11 protein-coding genes are annotated in these 15,451 nt (G+C 69.8%); 3 read left to right on the forward strand and 8 right to left on the reverse strand.

Annotation, left to right across the window (positions count from 1 at the left end; all coding sequences use genetic code 11):
• Positions 1-23: 23 nt before the first annotated feature.
• Positions 24-1,934: a translational GTPase TypA gene (gene typA / locus L0B03_RS01810; protein WP_250443351.1), complete on the reverse strand. Its 1,911-nt coding sequence runs from the start codon at positions 1,932-1,934 to the stop codon at positions 24-26.
• 149 nt (positions 1,935-2,083) lie between these two features.
• Complete coding sequence (locus L0B03_RS01815; RefSeq protein ID WP_250443354.1) at positions 2,084-3,940, reverse strand: ABC transporter ATP-binding protein; 1,857 nt, start codon at positions 3,938-3,940, stop codon at positions 2,084-2,086.
• 115 nt (positions 3,941-4,055) lie between these two features.
• On the opposite strand from L0B03_RS01815, the gene L0B03_RS01820 reads away from it, so the two are divergent.
• Positions 4,056-4,664, forward strand: a complete 609-nt coding sequence (locus L0B03_RS01820) for a PH domain-containing protein (protein WP_250443356.1) — start codon at positions 4,056-4,058, stop codon at positions 4,662-4,664.
• A 17-nt stretch (positions 4,665-4,681) separates the two neighbouring features.
• Here L0B03_RS01820 and L0B03_RS01825 read toward each other — a convergent pair whose 3' ends face one another.
• The 5 genes from L0B03_RS01825 to ychF all read right to left on the reverse strand — a co-directional run bounded on the left by L0B03_RS01825 (position 4,682) and on the right by ychF (position 11,817).
• Positions 4,682-5,698 carry an ABC transporter permease gene (locus L0B03_RS01825; RefSeq protein ID WP_250443359.1) on the reverse strand — a complete coding sequence of 339 codons (1,017 nt, stop codon included), beginning with the start codon at positions 5,696-5,698 and terminating at the stop codon, positions 4,682-4,684.
• Complete coding sequence (locus L0B03_RS01830; protein ID WP_250443362.1) at positions 5,695-7,230, reverse strand: ABC transporter permease; 1,536 nt, start codon at positions 7,228-7,230, stop codon at positions 5,695-5,697. Before L0B03_RS01830 ends, L0B03_RS01825 begins: the two co-directional genes overlap by 4 nt.
• A 360-nt stretch (positions 7,231-7,590) precedes the next feature.
• Positions 7,591-9,453, reverse strand: a complete 1,863-nt coding sequence (locus tag L0B03_RS01835; protein WP_250443366.1) for an ABC transporter family substrate-binding protein — start codon at positions 9,451-9,453, stop codon at positions 7,591-7,593.
• 611 nt (positions 9,454-10,064) lie between these two features.
• On the reverse strand, positions 10,065-10,343 hold the full coding sequence (locus L0B03_RS01840; protein ID WP_250443369.1) for a hypothetical protein: 279 nt from the start codon (positions 10,341-10,343) through the stop codon (positions 10,065-10,067).
• A gap of 379 nt (positions 10,344-10,722) precedes the next feature.
• On the reverse strand, positions 10,723-11,817 hold the full coding sequence (gene ychF, locus L0B03_RS01845; RefSeq protein WP_250443372.1) for a redox-regulated ATPase YchF: 1,095 nt from the start codon (positions 11,815-11,817) through the stop codon (positions 10,723-10,725).
• Between the two features lie 90 nt (positions 11,818-11,907).
• Between ychF and L0B03_RS01850 the strand changes: the two genes are divergently transcribed.
• The gene (locus L0B03_RS01850) at positions 11,908-13,257 is read left to right on the forward strand and encodes a DNA recombination protein RmuC (protein ID WP_250443375.1); all 1,350 of its coding nucleotides are present in this window, start codon (positions 11,908-11,910) and stop codon (positions 13,255-13,257) included.
• Positions 13,258-13,336: 79 nt separating this feature from the next.
• Here L0B03_RS01850 and L0B03_RS01855 read toward each other — a convergent pair whose 3' ends face one another.
• Positions 13,337-14,365 (reverse strand): 4-hydroxy-3-methylbut-2-enyl diphosphate reductase, encoded by a 1,029-nt coding sequence (locus L0B03_RS01855; RefSeq protein ID WP_250443378.1) that lies wholly within the window; start codon positions 14,363-14,365, stop codon positions 13,337-13,339.
• 73 nt (positions 14,366-14,438) lie between these two features.
• Between L0B03_RS01855 and xseA the strand changes: the two genes are divergently transcribed.
• The coding region (gene xseA, locus L0B03_RS01860; RefSeq protein ID WP_250443382.1) for an exodeoxyribonuclease VII large subunit at positions 14,439-15,451 on the forward strand (1,013 nt) is incomplete at its 3' end.

The following is a 15,451-nucleotide window of genomic DNA, read 5'->3' on the forward strand; positions in this document are numbered from 1 at the left end:
CGGAGGCGCTGCGCGCGGTCGGGTCAGGCGCGCTTGGCGCGCGAGGCGCTCCTGGCGCGGTCGTTCTGGTCGAGGATCACCTTGCGGATGCGCACGAACTCCGGGGTGACCTCGACGCACTCGTCCTCGCGGGCGAACTCGAGGGACTCCTCGAGGGTCAGCTTGCGCGGCGGGGTGAGGTTCTCGAACGTGTCGCTCGAGGCGGCACGCATGTTCGTGAGCTTCTTCTCCTTGGTGATGTTCACGTCCATGTCGTCGGCCCGGGCGTTCTCCCCGACGATCATGCCCTCGTAGACCTCCTGCGTGGGGTCCACGAAGAACGTGCCACGGTCCTGCAGGTTGATCATGGCGAAGGGCGTGACCTTGCCCGCACGGTCGGCCACGAGGGACCCGTTGTTGCGGGTCTCGATGGGCCCCTGCCACGGCTCGTAGCCGTGGGCGATGGACGAGGCGATCCCGGTGCCGCGGGTGTCGGTGAGGAACTGCGTCCGGAACCCGATGAGGCCGCGGGCCGGGACGACGAACTCCATCCGGACCCAGCCGGTGCCGTGGTTGGCCATCGTCTCCATGCGGCCCTTGCGCTGGGCGAGGAGCTGGGTCACCGAACCGAGGTACTCCTCGGGCACGTCGATGGTCATGTGCTCCATCGGCTCGTTGACCTTGCCGTCGACGACCTTGGTGACCACCTGGGGCTTGCCGACGGTGAGCTCGAAGCCCTCACGGCGCATCTGCTCGACGAGGATCGCCAGGGCGAGCTCACCGCGGCCCTGGACCTCCCAGGCATCCGGTCGCTCGGTCGGCAGGACCTTGAGCGAGACGTTGCCGATGAGCTCGGAGTCCAGCCGGTCCTTGACCTGGCGCGCGGTCACCTTGTGGCCCTTGCCGCCCTTGCCTGCGAGCGGTGAGGTGTTGATCCCGATGGTCATCGAGATGGCCGGGTCGTCGACGGTGATCAGCGGCAGCGGCCGCGGGTCGTCGATGTCGGTGAGGGTCTCGCCGATGGTGATGTCGGCGATGCCGGCGACGGCGACGATGTCCCCGGGGCCGGCCGAGTCGGTCGGGACCCGCTCGAGGGCCTTCGTCTCGAGCAGCTCGGTGATCTTGACGCTCGTGAGCGAGCCGTCGGACCGGGCCCAGGCCACCTGCTGGCCCTTGCGCAGCGTCCCGTTGAAGACGCGCAGCAGCGCGAGGCGACCGAGGAAGGGTGAGGCGTCCAGGTTGGTGACGTGGGCCTGGAGCGGCGCGCCCTCGGTGTAGGTCGGCGCGGGGATCTTGTCCAGGATCACCTGGAAGAGCGGCTCGAGGTTCTCCGAGTCGGGCAGGCCACCGTCCTCGGGCTGGTTGAGCGAGGCGCGGCCCGCGCGTGCTGCGGCGTAGACCACCGGGACGTCGAGGATCGAGTCGAGGTCGAGGTCAGGCACGTCCTCGTGCAGGTCGCTCGCGAGGCCGAGCAGGAGGTCGGTCGACTCGTGGACGACCTCCTCGATCCGCGAGTCAGGGCGGTCGACCTTGTTGACCAGGAGGATCACGGGCAGCTTGGCCGCCAGGGCCTTGCGCAGCACGAAGCGGGTCTGCGGCAGGGGACCCTCGCTCGCGTCCACGAGCAGCACGACGCCGTCCACCATGGACAGGCCGCGCTCGACCTCCCCGCCGAAGTCGGCGTGGCCCGGGGTGTCGATGACGTTGATGGTGATGCCGTCGGGCTCCCCCGCGGCGATCGCGGCGGGGCCGCGGTACCGGATCGCCGTGTTCTTGGCGAGGATCGTGATGCCCTTCTCGCGCTCCAGGTCCCCCGAGTCCATCGCGCGCTCGTCGATGTGCGCGTGGGAGCCGAAGCTGCCCGACTGCCACAGCATGGCGTCGACGAGGGTGGTCTTGCCGTGGTCGACGTGGGCGACGATCGCGACGTTGCGCAGGTCGGAGCGCACAGGCATGGGAGTACTCATCTCAGAAGACGGGGAGCGCGCCGGACATGGGGCGCCAGTCGATTTTACACGCCGACGCCCCGGTCACCGCGCAGGACGGCGATCGGCCCCCGACCAGGAGAGGTCAGGGGCCGGTCGTCAACGGGGGTGGAGAGCGCTCAGACGCTGCCGCCCTGCTGGCCGGCGCCGCGGTGCTGCACGTCGGTCTTCATGCGGTTCTCCGCCTGCTCGATCTCGGAACGGTCCGCAGGGCGACCCGTGGCGGTGTGCACCCCGGTGCGGACCAGCTCCTCCTCGAGCAGGCGGTCGCGCTCCTCGCGGCGGATCTTCTGCTCGGCCGGGTCAGGCACCGGCACGGCCGAGAGCAGGCGCCGGGTGTAGTCCTGCTGCGGGCTCCGCAGGATCTGGTCGCGCGGTCCCTGCTCGACGAGCTCGCCCTTGTGCATCACGGCGATCCTGCTCGAGAGGATCTCGACGACGGCGAGGTCGTGGCTGATGAAGAGGCAGGCGAAGCCGTGCTCGTGCTGCAGCTCCTGGAAAAGGTCGAGCACCCTGGCCTGGACCGAGACGTCGAGGGCCGAGGTGGGCTCGTCAGCGACGAGCAGCCGCGGGCTGAGGGCGAGTGCGCGGGCGATGCCCACACGCTGGCGCTGGCCGCCCGAGAGCTCGTGCGGGTACCGGTTGCGCATGCTGCGGGACAGGTGGACCTGGTCCAGGAGCTCCTCGACGCGACGGTCGAGCTCGGCCCCCGCGGCCACCTTGTGCAGCTTGAGCGGCTCACCGATCGACTCACCGATGGGCAGCCGGGGGTTGAGCGAGGAGCCCGGGTCCTGGAAGACGATCGAGACGTGGTTGCGCACCTCGCGCAGGTCCTTGCTCGAGATGCCCGCCATCTCCTGGCCACCGATGCGCAGGGACCCGCCCGCGACGGGAAGCAGCCCGACGGCGGCACGTCCGACGGTGGTCTTGCCCGAGCCCGACTCCCCGACGAGGCCGACGACCTCACCGCGGGCGATCGTGAGGTCGATCTGGTCCACCGCGCGGAAGGCCGGCGTGCGACCGCGGCTGGGGTACTCGATGACCATCTTCTCGGCGACGAAGGCGGCTGCCGTCTCGCCGTCGGTGGTCGAGGGCGTGGCCACCGGTGCCGTCGTCGTGCTGCTGGCGCGGGTCCCCTCCCCCGAGGTTCCGCCGTCGATCCCGCGACCCAGGTGCGGCACTGCCTCGAGGAGCTGACGGGTGTACGGGTCCTGCGGACGGTTGAAGATGTCGTCGGCGAGCCCGGACTCGACGATCCGCCCGTTCTTCATGACGATCACGCGGTCGGCGAGGTCGGCGACCACGCCCATGTCATGGGTGATGAGGATGATGCCCGAGTCGATGCGGGTCCGCAGGTCCCGCATGAGCTTGAGGATCTCGGCCTGGACCGTGACGTCGAGGGCCGTGGTCGGCTCGTCGGCGATCAGCAGCTTGGGGTCGCAGGCCAGGGCCTGAGCGATCATGGCGCGCTGGCGCTGCCCGCCCGAGAGCTGGTGCGGGTACTTGTCCACCGACTTGGCCGGCTGCGGGATGTCGACGAGGGTGAGCAGCTCGATGGCCCGCGCGCGGGCCGCCTTGGGCCCGAGGTCGAAGTGGGTCCGCAGGGTCTCGATGATCTGGAACCCGACCGTGTACACGGGGTTCAGGGCCGTCATCGGCTCCTGGAAGATCACCGAGACGTCCTTGCCTCGGACGCGCGAGAGCTGCTTGTGCGGCAGACCGAGCAGCTCACGGCCGGCGAGCTTCGCGCTGCCGGTGGCCCGGCCGTTGCGAGGCAGCAGCCCGATGAGGGACATCGAGGACTGCGTCTTGCCCGAGCCCGACTCGCCGACGATCGCGAGGACCTCACCAGGGTGGACGTCGTAGCTGACGTCGACGGCGGCGGGGAACCACTCGCCCTCGACGTAGAAGTCGACCCCGAGGTCGCGGACCTCGAGGATCGGCGTCTGCTCGGTGGTGGGGGTGTCAGTAGCCACGGTGAGGCCCTGTCCTTTCACGACGGCGCGCGGTCCGGGTACGGACGTGCGCGAGGGGGCACTGGGGGCGGTCTGCCAGGACGGGTCCGCCTGCTGGGTCTGGGACGATGACGGCGTGGAGTCGCAGACGGTCGAGTTCAGAGCACGCAGCGGACGCATCCTGACCGTCGCGGTCGGCGTGCTGTGCGGGGTGGCCCTCGTGGCCACCGTGGTGGAGGACCCGGTGGTCGGGCTGAGGTACCTGCCGGCCCTCCTCCTCCCTGCCGTGCTGGTGTGGACGCTCCTGGGACGCCCGGCAGTCCTGGTCGACGACAGCGGGGTCGAGGTGCGCAACGTCCTGCGGACCGTGCACCTGCCCTGGCCGTCGATCCTGCGGATCGACACCAAGTACGCGCTGACCCTCGAGACGGCCTACGGCACCTACTCCGCATGGGCCGCCCCGGCGCCGGGACGCATGCAGGCCCTCGGCGCCGGCCCGGAGGACCTCGCGCACCTGCCCGAGTCCACCTACGGCGCAGGCGGCGCGCGACCCGGAGACCTGATCACCTCGCCCTCCGGCCAGGCGGCGGCGTACGTGCGCCGCCGCTGGGAGGAGCTGCGCGACGCCGGCCACCTCGACGACCCCCGGCTCGAGGCAGCGCGCCCCGGGGTGCGTTGGCACGTCGTGCCGGCACTGACCGTGGGCCTGCTCTCGGTCCTGGCCGTCGTGGCCGTGCGCCTCTGACAGGCTGAGCACCGGGCTCAGCCCTTGGCCATCTTGCGCTGGCTCGGGATCTTCCGCTGGCGCGGGTCGAAGGCGTCCCGCAGCCCATCACCGATGAAGTTCACGCACAACGCGATCAGCACGATGAACAGCCCCGGCCACCAGAACAACCACGGCCGGGTGGCGAAGGCCGTCTGGTACTCGTTGATGAGGTTGCCGAGCGAGACGTCCGGCGACGTGATGCCGAAGCCGAGATAGCTCAGGGCCGTCTCGAGGAGGATCGCCGAGGCCATCAGGAGCGTCGCGTTGACGATGATCACGCCGACCGCGTTGGGCAGCATGTGCTTGAACATGATCCGAGCACTGCTCGCTCCGGCGACACGGGCAGCGTCGACGAACTCCCGTTCGCGCAGGGAGAGGAACTCGCCACGGACCAGACGAGCCATGGACGTCCAGGTGACGAAGCTCAGCGCCAGAGCGAGGGTGATCGGGCTGGCCCCACCGACGAGCACACCGAGGATTGCACCGATCATGATGATCGGGATGGTGATGATCATGTCGGTGAACCGCATGAGCAGGTTGTCGAGACGCCCGCGGAAGTAGCCCGCGAGAGCCCCCATCACGATGCCGATGGTGCTCGCGACGAGCCCGATGATCGTCATGACCAGCAGGGACTGCTGGGTGCCTCGCATCACCAGCGCGAAGACGTCCTTGCCGATGTTGTCCTGCCCGAACGGGTGGTCACCCATCGAGATGCCACCGTCGAAGGACATGGTCGGGGCGCCGCCCGAGTTCACGATCGGGAGGTTCTCGCGGTAGTTGAACTGCCACCACCCGGGGATCGGGCCCCATCCGATCGAGGTCGTCGCGAGCAGGACGATCCCGGTGAGCACGACAGCTGCGGTCATCGCACCACGGTGCCGGACGAACCTCCGCAGGACGATCTTGCCCTGCGAGAGGCCCTCGACCTCCTTGAGCTCGATCGCGTTCTCGACGTTCTCCGCCGGGTCGGTGTGCTCCCCGGACTGCGGGTTCATGGGCGTGGGGGTACTCATGCGTTCACCCGGATCCTGGGGTCGAGGGCTGCGTAGACGAAGTCGACGACGATGTTCGCGAGGACCAGCAGCGTCCCGACGACGATGAAGTAGCCCATCACGGGGTCGGCGTCCTGACGGTTCATGCCCTGGATGAAGAGGGTGCCCATACCGGTCCACCCGAAGATCCGCTCGGTGATGATCGCTCCGCCGAAGAGGTTCGCGATGTCGAGCGGCACGATCGTCGCGAGCGGGATGAGGGCGTTGCGGAAGGCGTGCCGAACCGTCACCACCCGCTCCGAGAGGCCCTTGGCCCGCGCCGTGCGGATGTAGTCCTGATTCATCACCTCGAGAAGGCTCGCCCGCGAGTACCGCGTGTAGGAGGCGAAGGAGATGAGGATCAGGGCGATGGTCGGCAGGATCAGGTGCGTGTAGGTGTCCAGCGTCTCGACCCAGAAGTCACCGGTCAGACCAGGGGTCTGCGAGCCGATCGTGGCGATCGGTCGTCCGGCGATCCGGCTCGAGCTGCTGTACACCTCCCAGACGCCCATCAGCCGGTCCACGAAGATCAGGATCGCGACGAAGACCGCGGTGATGGCGGCCGAGCGCATCGACTGCCCGCGGTCCGGCCCGCCGAAGAGCCACCCGATGACGACACCCGAGAGCACGGTCAGCAGACCGAAGCCGATGATCATCAGTGCGCTGGCGTTCACGAAGGCGAACTGGAGCGGGAAGTAGAGGGCAAGACCGAGGCCGACGGCGGTGAGCGCGGAGTAGAGCGCCTTGCGGTTGCGCAGCCCGGCCGCGACCGCCGTGACCCCGAAGGCGATGGCCACACCGAGAATGCCGATCACCACAGGACCGAGGCTCGGGTCCAGCAACCAGCCGGTGGTCGTGATGAAGGTGAGCATCCCCGCGGTCGCGGCACCCGCGATGACGAAGGTCGTGGCGCGACGGCGCGCGTTCCCTCCGACGATCGCCTGCCACACGAGGCCGCCGAGGAGTGAGATCCCGGCGATCGCCGCCGGCGATATCCGTGGGTCGGCGAGGAAGTCGTTGAACCCGATCGCACCCCAGAGCTTGAGCAGCACCGCGACCCAGAAGGAGGGCAGCGAGTACAGCACGAAGGACATGAAGGTCACGCCGTAGTCGAAGCCGGTGTACTGGCGCAGCGCGCTGGCGATACCGACCGTGACGCCGAGGGCCAGGGCGACGACGACCGACATCCCGATGAGGGTGACCGTCTGCGGGATCGCCGAGGACAGCATCGCGACGACCGGCTGGTTCGTCACCCAGCTGCTGCCCAGGTCGCACTGCCCGACCAGGCACCCGGCCGCTCCCCCGAGCCACGAGAGGTAGCGCACGGGGGCGGGGGTGTCGAGGTTGAGCAGGTCGATCCGCTGCTGGATCAGCTGGTCCCGGTTGGGCGCCGAGCTCGCGTAGAGCTCCTCGAGCGGGTCGAGGGAGTAGGCGAGCAGCATGTAGACGATGAAGGTGGCTCCGAGGAGCACGATCGCCGAGGACAGGATGCGCCTGCCGAGGAAGGAAAGCATCGGCCCGCTCGCTCGGAGGCGGGCGCGTGGGCCGGTGGCGGAGACCGGAGCGGCGGAGACCGCTTCGTCACCGCTCGCGCGGCTCGACACTGAGGTTGCTATGGGGTGCTGGACCTCGCTGGACGTGGGTCATGGTCGGCGTGAGTCTACGCGGACCGTCGGAGGGGAAGTTCACCCGGGGTTCTCCCGGGGACCTCCGCCCGGTCGACGAGGGCCGCGACCGGGGCAGGGCAGGGCGACGAGCGCCGTCTTGGGTGATCTGGGCACCAACCACGTGCCCTCACGCTCGGTGGGGTACCGCGGCGGACCGCGGTACCCCACCGGTCATGCATTCAGGGGTTCAGCAGAGCTGAACCGCCATCACTCGGTCTCAGCCTCCGTGCCGGGAGCCTCGATCGAGTCCTCAGCGCTGATGTCCCACTCCCAGTAGTTCCAGAAGATGGTCGGCGAGAGCGGGATGGTCGAGGTGCCACCCAGCACATCACGCCAGGCCATCACACCGGGGTGCTGGAAGATCGGCACCGAGAAGCCGGCCTCGTTGAGCTCGGTCTCGATCTGGATGAGCAGCTCGGTCTCGACCTCGGGGTCGGTGTTGGTCGAGAGCTCGTCCCAGTACGCGTCCATGGTGTCGCTCGAGTAGCCACCGAAGTTGTTCAGACCGTCGGTGACGTAGTTCGCCTGCGAGTTGAGCGCGAAGGTGCTCGTGGACTGCCAGCCGAAGAGCGAGGCGTCGTAGGTGGCGGTCTGCGCCAGGCGCGGGCCCCAGTCGACGTCACCCTCGTCGATCACGTTGAAGCCGACCTCAGAGGCCGAGTTCGCGATGAGCTCGTACTGGTTCTCGCGGCGGACGTTGCCCTCGCCGTAGAGGAAGCGCACGTCGATCGGGGTCTCGACCCCGGCCTCCTCGAGCAGCGCGGTCGCGGCGTCCCGGTTCGCCTGGTCGTCCTCCGAGAACAGGTCGGATCCGTTGCCGGCCACGACCTCCTCGTAGTTCGGGGCGTCGGGGACGAGGTTGTGCGAGTTGCGCAGCACGGCGTCCGGCTGGATCGGCTGGATCAGCTTCTCCATGATCTCGGTGCGCGGCACCGAGAGGAGGAAGGCCTGACGCACGAGGCGCGCGGTCTCCTCGTCACCACCGTAGGCGGCCGGGTCGAACGGGCCGCCGTTGCCGAAGACCACGTCGACGTGCTCGTAGGTCCCCTCGGACGTGCCCTCGAACTCGACGCCGTCCATGCCCTCGAGGGTCGCGACCAGGTCGACCGAGGCCTGCGGCGAGATCAGGTCGACCTCACCGTTCTGCAGGGCCGTGGCCGAGGCCAGCGGGTCCTCGTTGTAGCGGATGGTGATGGCCTCGACCTGCGGGGCGGGGCCCCACTCGTAGTCGTCGCGTGCGGTGACCGTGAGGTACTGGCCCTCCACGAAGTCCGTCATCACGTAGGCGCCCGAGGAGAGGTACAGGCGCTCGTCGTCGGGCAGGGAGGTGAAGTCGAAGCCGCTGTTCCACGCCGCCGAGATGGCCGAGAGGTCCTCGGTGTTCTCGTTCGCGAAGGCGTCGTAGAGACGCTCCTTGGCCTCCTGGGCGTCCTCGACCTCGAGCGCGACCCCGGCGAGGGCGTGCGCCGCGACGGGCGAGGGCTGGATCGAGACCTCCCAGTCGGAGCGGGGCTCGTCGTACTCGAAGGTGACGGTGCGGCCGTCGTCGCTGATCTCAGGCATGCCCGAGATCAGGTTCGCGGCGGGGGAGGTCGAGCTGAAGTAGACGCCCGCGTCGATCGCGTCCTGGTTGGAGATCTCGCCGGTCTCGGGGTCGTACTCGGGCTCGACGTTGTCCCAACGGTCGTTCTGGGCGGCCCAGTAGAGGAACACGTCGTAGGCGTCGACAGGCGTGCCGTCCGACCACGTGACGCCCTCGTTCACGGTGTACTCGACCGTGAAGGGGTCCTCCGAGGTGACCTCGTACGAGCCGAAGTCCTCGTTCTGGGCGATGTTGAGCTCGCCGTCATAGTAGTTGAACTGAGCGTTCGTCAAATACAGGATGTTCGCGTTGGCCGTCGCGTTGCCGGTGTCCGTGAGGTTGTTCTGCGAGTAGAACGACTGGTTCCAGCCGACACTGACCGAGGTGTCCTCCTCGATCTCGCTCCCCTCGGGGGTCGAGCACGCACTCAGCACGAGCGCACCCGTCGCGACGATGGCACCTGCGGCGCCGATTCGCCTGATCTTCACTGTTCCTCCTGACAAGGATGCGGTGGGGCCGCGCACGACCTGTGTCTTCGAACCGCGTGGGGTGCGAGGAGCACGGGTCACCCGTGTCCACCATGGATGACCGTGACCATACAACCGCCGAATGCGGCTGTCGGGACACGTCACGAGCCGGAAGTCCGATCGTTACGCATTCGATACTGGCCGGTACGTCTCACATCGTGGAACGATCGTCGCATCGCCCTCGCGTGGATGTCGTCGAGCATCCGGCCCCGGACGACGGATCCTAGCGTGGCCACCCTCTCAGGCCACTGAATCAGTGCCTAGTAGGGCAGGCCGCAGTCCCTAGCACGTCACGCACCGCGATGTCGGTGGGTGAGACCTCCACGGACGAGAACCCCGCTGCGCGCACGAACAGTCCCGCCGACCGGTACAAGCCGGAAACACGGCGCCCCGCCCCTGACGCAGGACGACGTGAGGTCGGCTACCGGCGCGACCTGGCAGACCGCCCTGCGCGAGGTGGCACGACTCCGACGGGACGGCGGCCGGCCAAGGAGGCGGCTCGCGCGGCGGCTGCCCCTCCGGCCCTCGGGGCCCGGGTGGTCAGTCGACCGGGTGGTCAGTCGGCCGGGTGGTCAGTCGAACGGGTCCTCGTACTCGAAGCCGGGAACTGCCTCCGGGTCGATCACCAGCACCTCGCCCGGCTGGATCGGCTCATCAAGCTCGTGGCCGTTCAGCATCCCGATCGACCCACCGTTGTAGACGCAGAGCCGCGCCCCGATCACCCCTTCGACGTCCCCGGCCGCGGCCGTGTAGGTCGCGATACGCCCCTGACCGTCGTAGCCGACCTCGCCCTGGGCGAACCTCCGTGGCCCCATGTCCACGAGGTTCTCAGGAAGGAGAACCTCAGCCACGGTGCCGAGGGAGAGGTGTGCAGCCGCGGTGCAGTCGCCAGGGCCACCGGCCGGGACCCACGTACCGTCTTGCACCTCGACGTAGCCGGCCCACGGATCGACGTCGTCGCTCGACGACTCAGCGGGAGCCGTCTCGGACGGCGCCTGCACGTCAGGCGTTGCGAGAGTGGTCACCGGTGCCTTCGAGACCACCTCATCAGGGGCTGACGGCGCAGTAGACATCGAGCACCCGGCGAGGACGACGCCGAGGGCGACAGCACCGAGCGCCCGGCCTCGTGGGGCGGCCGCCTCCAGCACACGATGCACCTCGGTTCTCACCCCCGCGACCATAGCCGCGCAGCCAGTCGCGGGGAAGAACCGGCCGCGAGAGGTGACCCGGCTACACGTTGAAGCGGAACTCCACCACGTCGCCGTCGGCCATGACGTAGTCCTTGCCCTCGATGCGGGCCTTGCCCGCCGCGCGGGCGTTGGCAATGGAGCCGGCCTCGACCAGGTCCTCGAAGCTGATGACCTCGGCCTTGATGAAGCCACGCTCGAAGTCGGTGTGGATCACGCCAGCCGCCTGGGGGGCGGTCCAGCCCGTGCGGATGGTCCAGGCGCGGGCCTCCTTGGGCCCTGCCGTGAGATAGGTCTGCAGGCCGAGGGTCTCGAACCCGACCCGCGCGAGCTGGTTCAGACCGGGCTCGTCCTGGCCCGTCGAGGCGAGCATCTCGGCGGCGTCCTCGGGGTCGAGGTCGACCAGCTCGGACTCGAGCTTCGCGTCGAGGAAGATCGCCTCGGCAGGGGCCACGAGCTCACGCATGCGGGCCTTGAGGCCCTCGTCGGCCAGACCCGCCTCGTCGGTGTTCACGACGTAGATGAAGGGCTTGGAGGTCATGAGCTGGAGCTCGCGCAGCGCCTGGGGGTCCACGCCGGCCTTGGCGAGCCGGTCGCGTGCCGCGAAGAGGGTCGAGCCCTCGGCGAGCACCTCGTAGGCCTGCTGCGCCGCGGTCAGGACGGCGGCGTCGGTCTTCTTGCCACGCACCTCCTTCTCGAGGCGGGGCAGAGCCTTCTCGACCGTCTGGAGGTCGGCGAGGACGAGCTCGGTGTTGATGGTGTCGAGGTCGTCGGCCGGGTCGACCTTCCCCGCGACGTGGTGCACGTCCTCGTCGACGAAGGCGCGGACCACCTGGCAGATCGCGTCCGCCTCACGGATGTTGGCGAGGAACTGGTTGCCCATCCCCTCGCCCTCGCTCGCGCCGCGGACGATGCCCGCGATGTCCACGAAGGACACGGTGGCCGGCACGATCCGTTCGCTGCCGAAGATCCCCGCCAACGTGTCGAGGCGCGGGTCTGGCAGGGAGACCACACCGATGTTGGGCTCGATCGTCGCGAACGGGTAGTTCGCGGCGAGCACCCCCGCACGGGTCAGGGCGTTGAAGAGGGTGGACTTGCCGACGTTGGGCAGTCCGACGATGCCGATGCTGAGAGCCACGGGCGACGAGTCTACGGGTCGAGCCCTGGGCGACGCGCAGCGGAGCACGGGCGGGCCCCGGTGTCGGTGGTCCCTGGGAGGGTGCTCGGCATGGAGATCCTGCTCGTCCTGGTCGGTCTGGTCATCGGTGCTGCGCTCGGCTGGCTCGGGGCACACCTGAGGCTCGGGAACCGCACCCGTCGGCTCGAGGGGCGCCTCACCGAGGCCACCGCCCTCCTCGACGCCGAGCGGCGGGTCAGCACGGAGCGGGTCGCGAACGCCCAGGGTGATCAGCAACGCCTCCTCGAGCAGTTCCGCGCCGTCGCCTCGGACGCGCTCTCGGCCAACAACCAGCAGTTCCTCGGCCTCGCCGAGCAGCGGCTCCGGGCCTCCGAGCAGCAGCACGACGCGACCCTGGCCCAGCGCGAGCAGGCCGTGCGCGCCATGGTCGACCCGCTCACGCGTGTGATCGACCAGGTGAAGGCCGAGATGACCACGGCCGAGCAGGCCCGGACCGCGGGCCAGGCCGCCCTGGGCGAGCAGCTGAGGTCGATGCACGAGGTCTCCGAGCTGCTGCGCAACGAGACGGGCCAGCTCGTCACCGCGCTGCGCTCCTCCCAGGTCCGGGGCCGCTGGGGCGAGCTGCAGCTGCGACGCGTGGTCGAGGCCGCCGGCATGCTCGACCACGTCGACTTCGTCGAACAGGCAGGGACCCGCACCGACGACGGCCTGCAGCGCCCCGACATGGTGGTGCGGCTCAGCGGCGGCAAGCAGGTGGTGCTGGACGCCAAGGTGGCGTTCCTGGGCTACCTCGAGGCCGTGCAGGCCACCGACGACGCGGTACGACGCGAGCGGCTCGCCGCGCACAGTCGCCACCTGCGCAAGCACGTCGACGACCTCGCGGCCAAGCAGTACTGGGAGCAGTTCTCCCCCGCCCCCGAGTTCGTCGTGATGTTCGTGCCCGCCGAGCCCTTCCTGCACGCCGCCCTCGAGGTCGACCCCGGGCTCTACGAGTACGCCATGGAACGCAACGTGGTGCTCGCCACCCCGATGACCCTCGTCGCGCTGCTGCGCACCGTCGGCTACGCGTGGCGGCAGGAGGCCCTCGCCGCCAACGCCCAGCAGGTGCTGACCCTCGGACGAGAGCTGCACGGCCGGCTCGCCACCCTGGGCGGGCACGTCGGGAGGCTCGGCCGCCAGCTCGACGGAGCCGTCAAGGCCTACAACGAGTCCGTGAGCTCGCTCGAGTCCCGGGTGCTGGTCAGCGCGCGGCGCATGGCGGACCTCCAGGTCACCGACGCCGAGCTCGAGGCACCGGCCCAGGTCGACCGCGCCGCGCGCCAGGTCCAGGCCCCCGAGCTGGTGGCGGCGCAGGACCACCGGTTCGTCTCCCTCGAGGACCTCACGCCGAGCGCGGCAACGGTCCAACCTGAGACCGACCGGCGCGCCGGCTCGGCCTGAGCGAGGTCAGCCCGCGGGGGCCGGGCTGCACGAGGTGATCCCGCGAGGGGACAGCCCCGACGGATCGAGCTCGACGGGATCAGACAGGCTCGACCGACAGCGACCGGCGGCCACCACGCGTAGGGCGCGGAGGGGCCTGACCCGCAGCCTTGAGGTCGGCGCGGAGCTCGCGCGGCAGCGAGAACATGAGGTCCTCGGTGGCCGTACGGACCTCCTCGACCGTCCCGTACCCACGAGCGGCGAGGTCGTCGAGCACGTCACGCACGAGGATCTCGGGGACCGAGGCCCCCGAGGTCACACCGACCGTCGAGACTCCCTCGAACCACGCCGGGTCGATCTCCGCAGCACGGTCGATCCGGTAAGACGTGCGGGCCCCGGCATTGAGGGCGACCTCGACCAGCCGGACCGAGTTCGACGAGTTCGCCGAACCCACCACGATCACGAGGTCGCAGTCCGGGGCGAGCTTCTTGACCGCCACCTGGCGGTTCTGGGTCGCGTAGCAGATGTCGTCGCTGGGCGGGTCCTGCAGGCTCGGGAACCGCTCACGCAGCCGACGCACCGTCTCCATCGTCTCGTCCACCGAGAGGGTCGTCTGCGACAGCCACACGACCTTGTCCGGGTCCCGCACCGTCACCTTGCCGACCTCGTCGGGCGAGTTCACCACCTGGACGTGCTCGGGGGCCTCGCCTGCGGTGCCCTCGACCTCCTCGTGGCCGTCGTGGCCGATGAGCAGGATGTCGTAGTCGTCGCTCGCGAAGCGCACGGCCTCCTTGTGGACCTTCGTGACCAGCGGGCACGTCGCGTCGATGGTCTGCAGCGAGCGCGCCGCGGCCGAGGCGTGCACGGCCGGCGAGACTCCGTGGGCGGAGAAGACCACACGCGCACCCTCGGGCACCTCGTCGGTCTCCTCGACGAAGATCGCGCCGCGGTCCGAGAGGGTCTCCACGACGTACTTGTTGTGGACGATCTCCTTGCGGACGTACACCGGGGCCCCGTAGTGGTCCAGGGCCTTCTCGACGGCGATCACCGCCCGGTCCACTCCCGCGCAGTACCCACGCGGTGCGGCGAGCAGCACGCGCTTGGTGTCAGTGGTGGCAGAGGGATTCACCGCCTCAGTCTACGGACCCCGTCCACCGGCGTCCTGCGGGCGCCGCGTCGGTGGCAGATGGCAGGCTGGGCGCGTGACCTCGACCACCGGTGCGCTGCCCGCCCGCGCCCTCGACACCACGGCGGGGACGCCGTGGCCCGTCCGTCACCTCTCGGCCAAGATCGCCGACTACATCCAGCGCATGCCGAGCGTCTGGGTCGAGGGGCAGGTGGTCCAGCTCAACCGCCGCCCCGGCACCACCCTCGCCTTCCTCACGCTGCGGGACACCGACACCGACGTCTCGGTCCCCGTCTCCCTGCACACCCGGGTCCTCGAGCAGGCCAGCACCGAGATCGCCGAGGGCGCGCACGTCGTCGTGCACGTCACGCCGGCGTACTGGCCCAAGCGTGGCTCGCTGCAGATGCAGGCCGACGAGATCCGCGCGGTCGGCGTCGGGGAGCTGCTCGCCCGCATCGAGCACCTCAAGCGCATCCTCGCCGCCGAGGGGCTCTTCGACCCCTCTCGGAAGAAGCCGCTGCCCTTCCTGCCGGGGGTCGTGGGTCTGGTCTGCGGCCGTGAGTCCAAGGCCGAGCACGACGTCGTGGTCAACGCCCGGGCGCGGTGGCCGCAGGTCAGCTTCGAGATCCGAGAGGTCGCCGTCCAAGGCACCCAGGCCGTCAGCCAGGTCTCGGCGGCCCTCGCCGAGCTCGACGCCGACCCGAGCGTCGAGGTCATCGTCGTCGCCCGGGGAGGGGGCTCGGTCGAGGACCTGCTCCCCTTCAGCAACGAGACCCTCGTGCGCGCGGCCGCCGCGTGCCGCACCCCCCTGGTGAGCGCCATCGGGCACGAGACCGACGCGCCGCTCCTCGACCTCGTGGCCGACCACCGGGCCTCGACACCGACGGACGCCGCCAAACGGATCGTGCCCGACATCGGCGAGGAGCGAGCGCGTCTGCAGCAGGCTCGCAGCCGCATCCGTGCCGCCATCGCCCATCGGCTGCGCCGCGAGGAGGAGGGCCTCGCCGCGATGCGGAGCCGTCCCGTGCTGGCCCGGCCGCACACGGTGCCCGACGCCGAGGCCGAGCGGGTCGCCCATCAGCGTCAGGC

The organism is Actinotalea sp. C106, from assembly GCF_023630195.1.
Classification (GTDB): Bacteria; Actinomycetota; Actinomycetes; order Actinomycetales; family Cellulomonadaceae; genus Actinotalea.

What these genes read in the sequence shown, in the direction of transcription:
- typA (WP_250443351.1), bottom strand. Translation starts at nt 1,934, where the DNA reads ATGCCTGTGCGCTCCGACCTGCGCAACGTCGCGATCGTCGCCCACGTC.
- L0B03_RS01850 (WP_250443375.1), top strand. Translation starts at nt 11,908, where the DNA reads ATGGAGATCCTGCTCGTCCTGGTCGGTCTGGTCATCGGTGCTGCGCTC.
- L0B03_RS01830 (WP_250443362.1), bottom strand. Translation starts at nt 7,230, where the DNA reads ATGCTTTCCTTCCTCGGCAGGCGCATCCTGTCCTCGGCGATCGTGCTC.
- L0B03_RS01825 (WP_250443359.1), bottom strand. Translation starts at nt 5,698, where the DNA reads ATGAGTACCCCCACGCCCATGAACCCGCAGTCCGGGGAGCACACCGAC.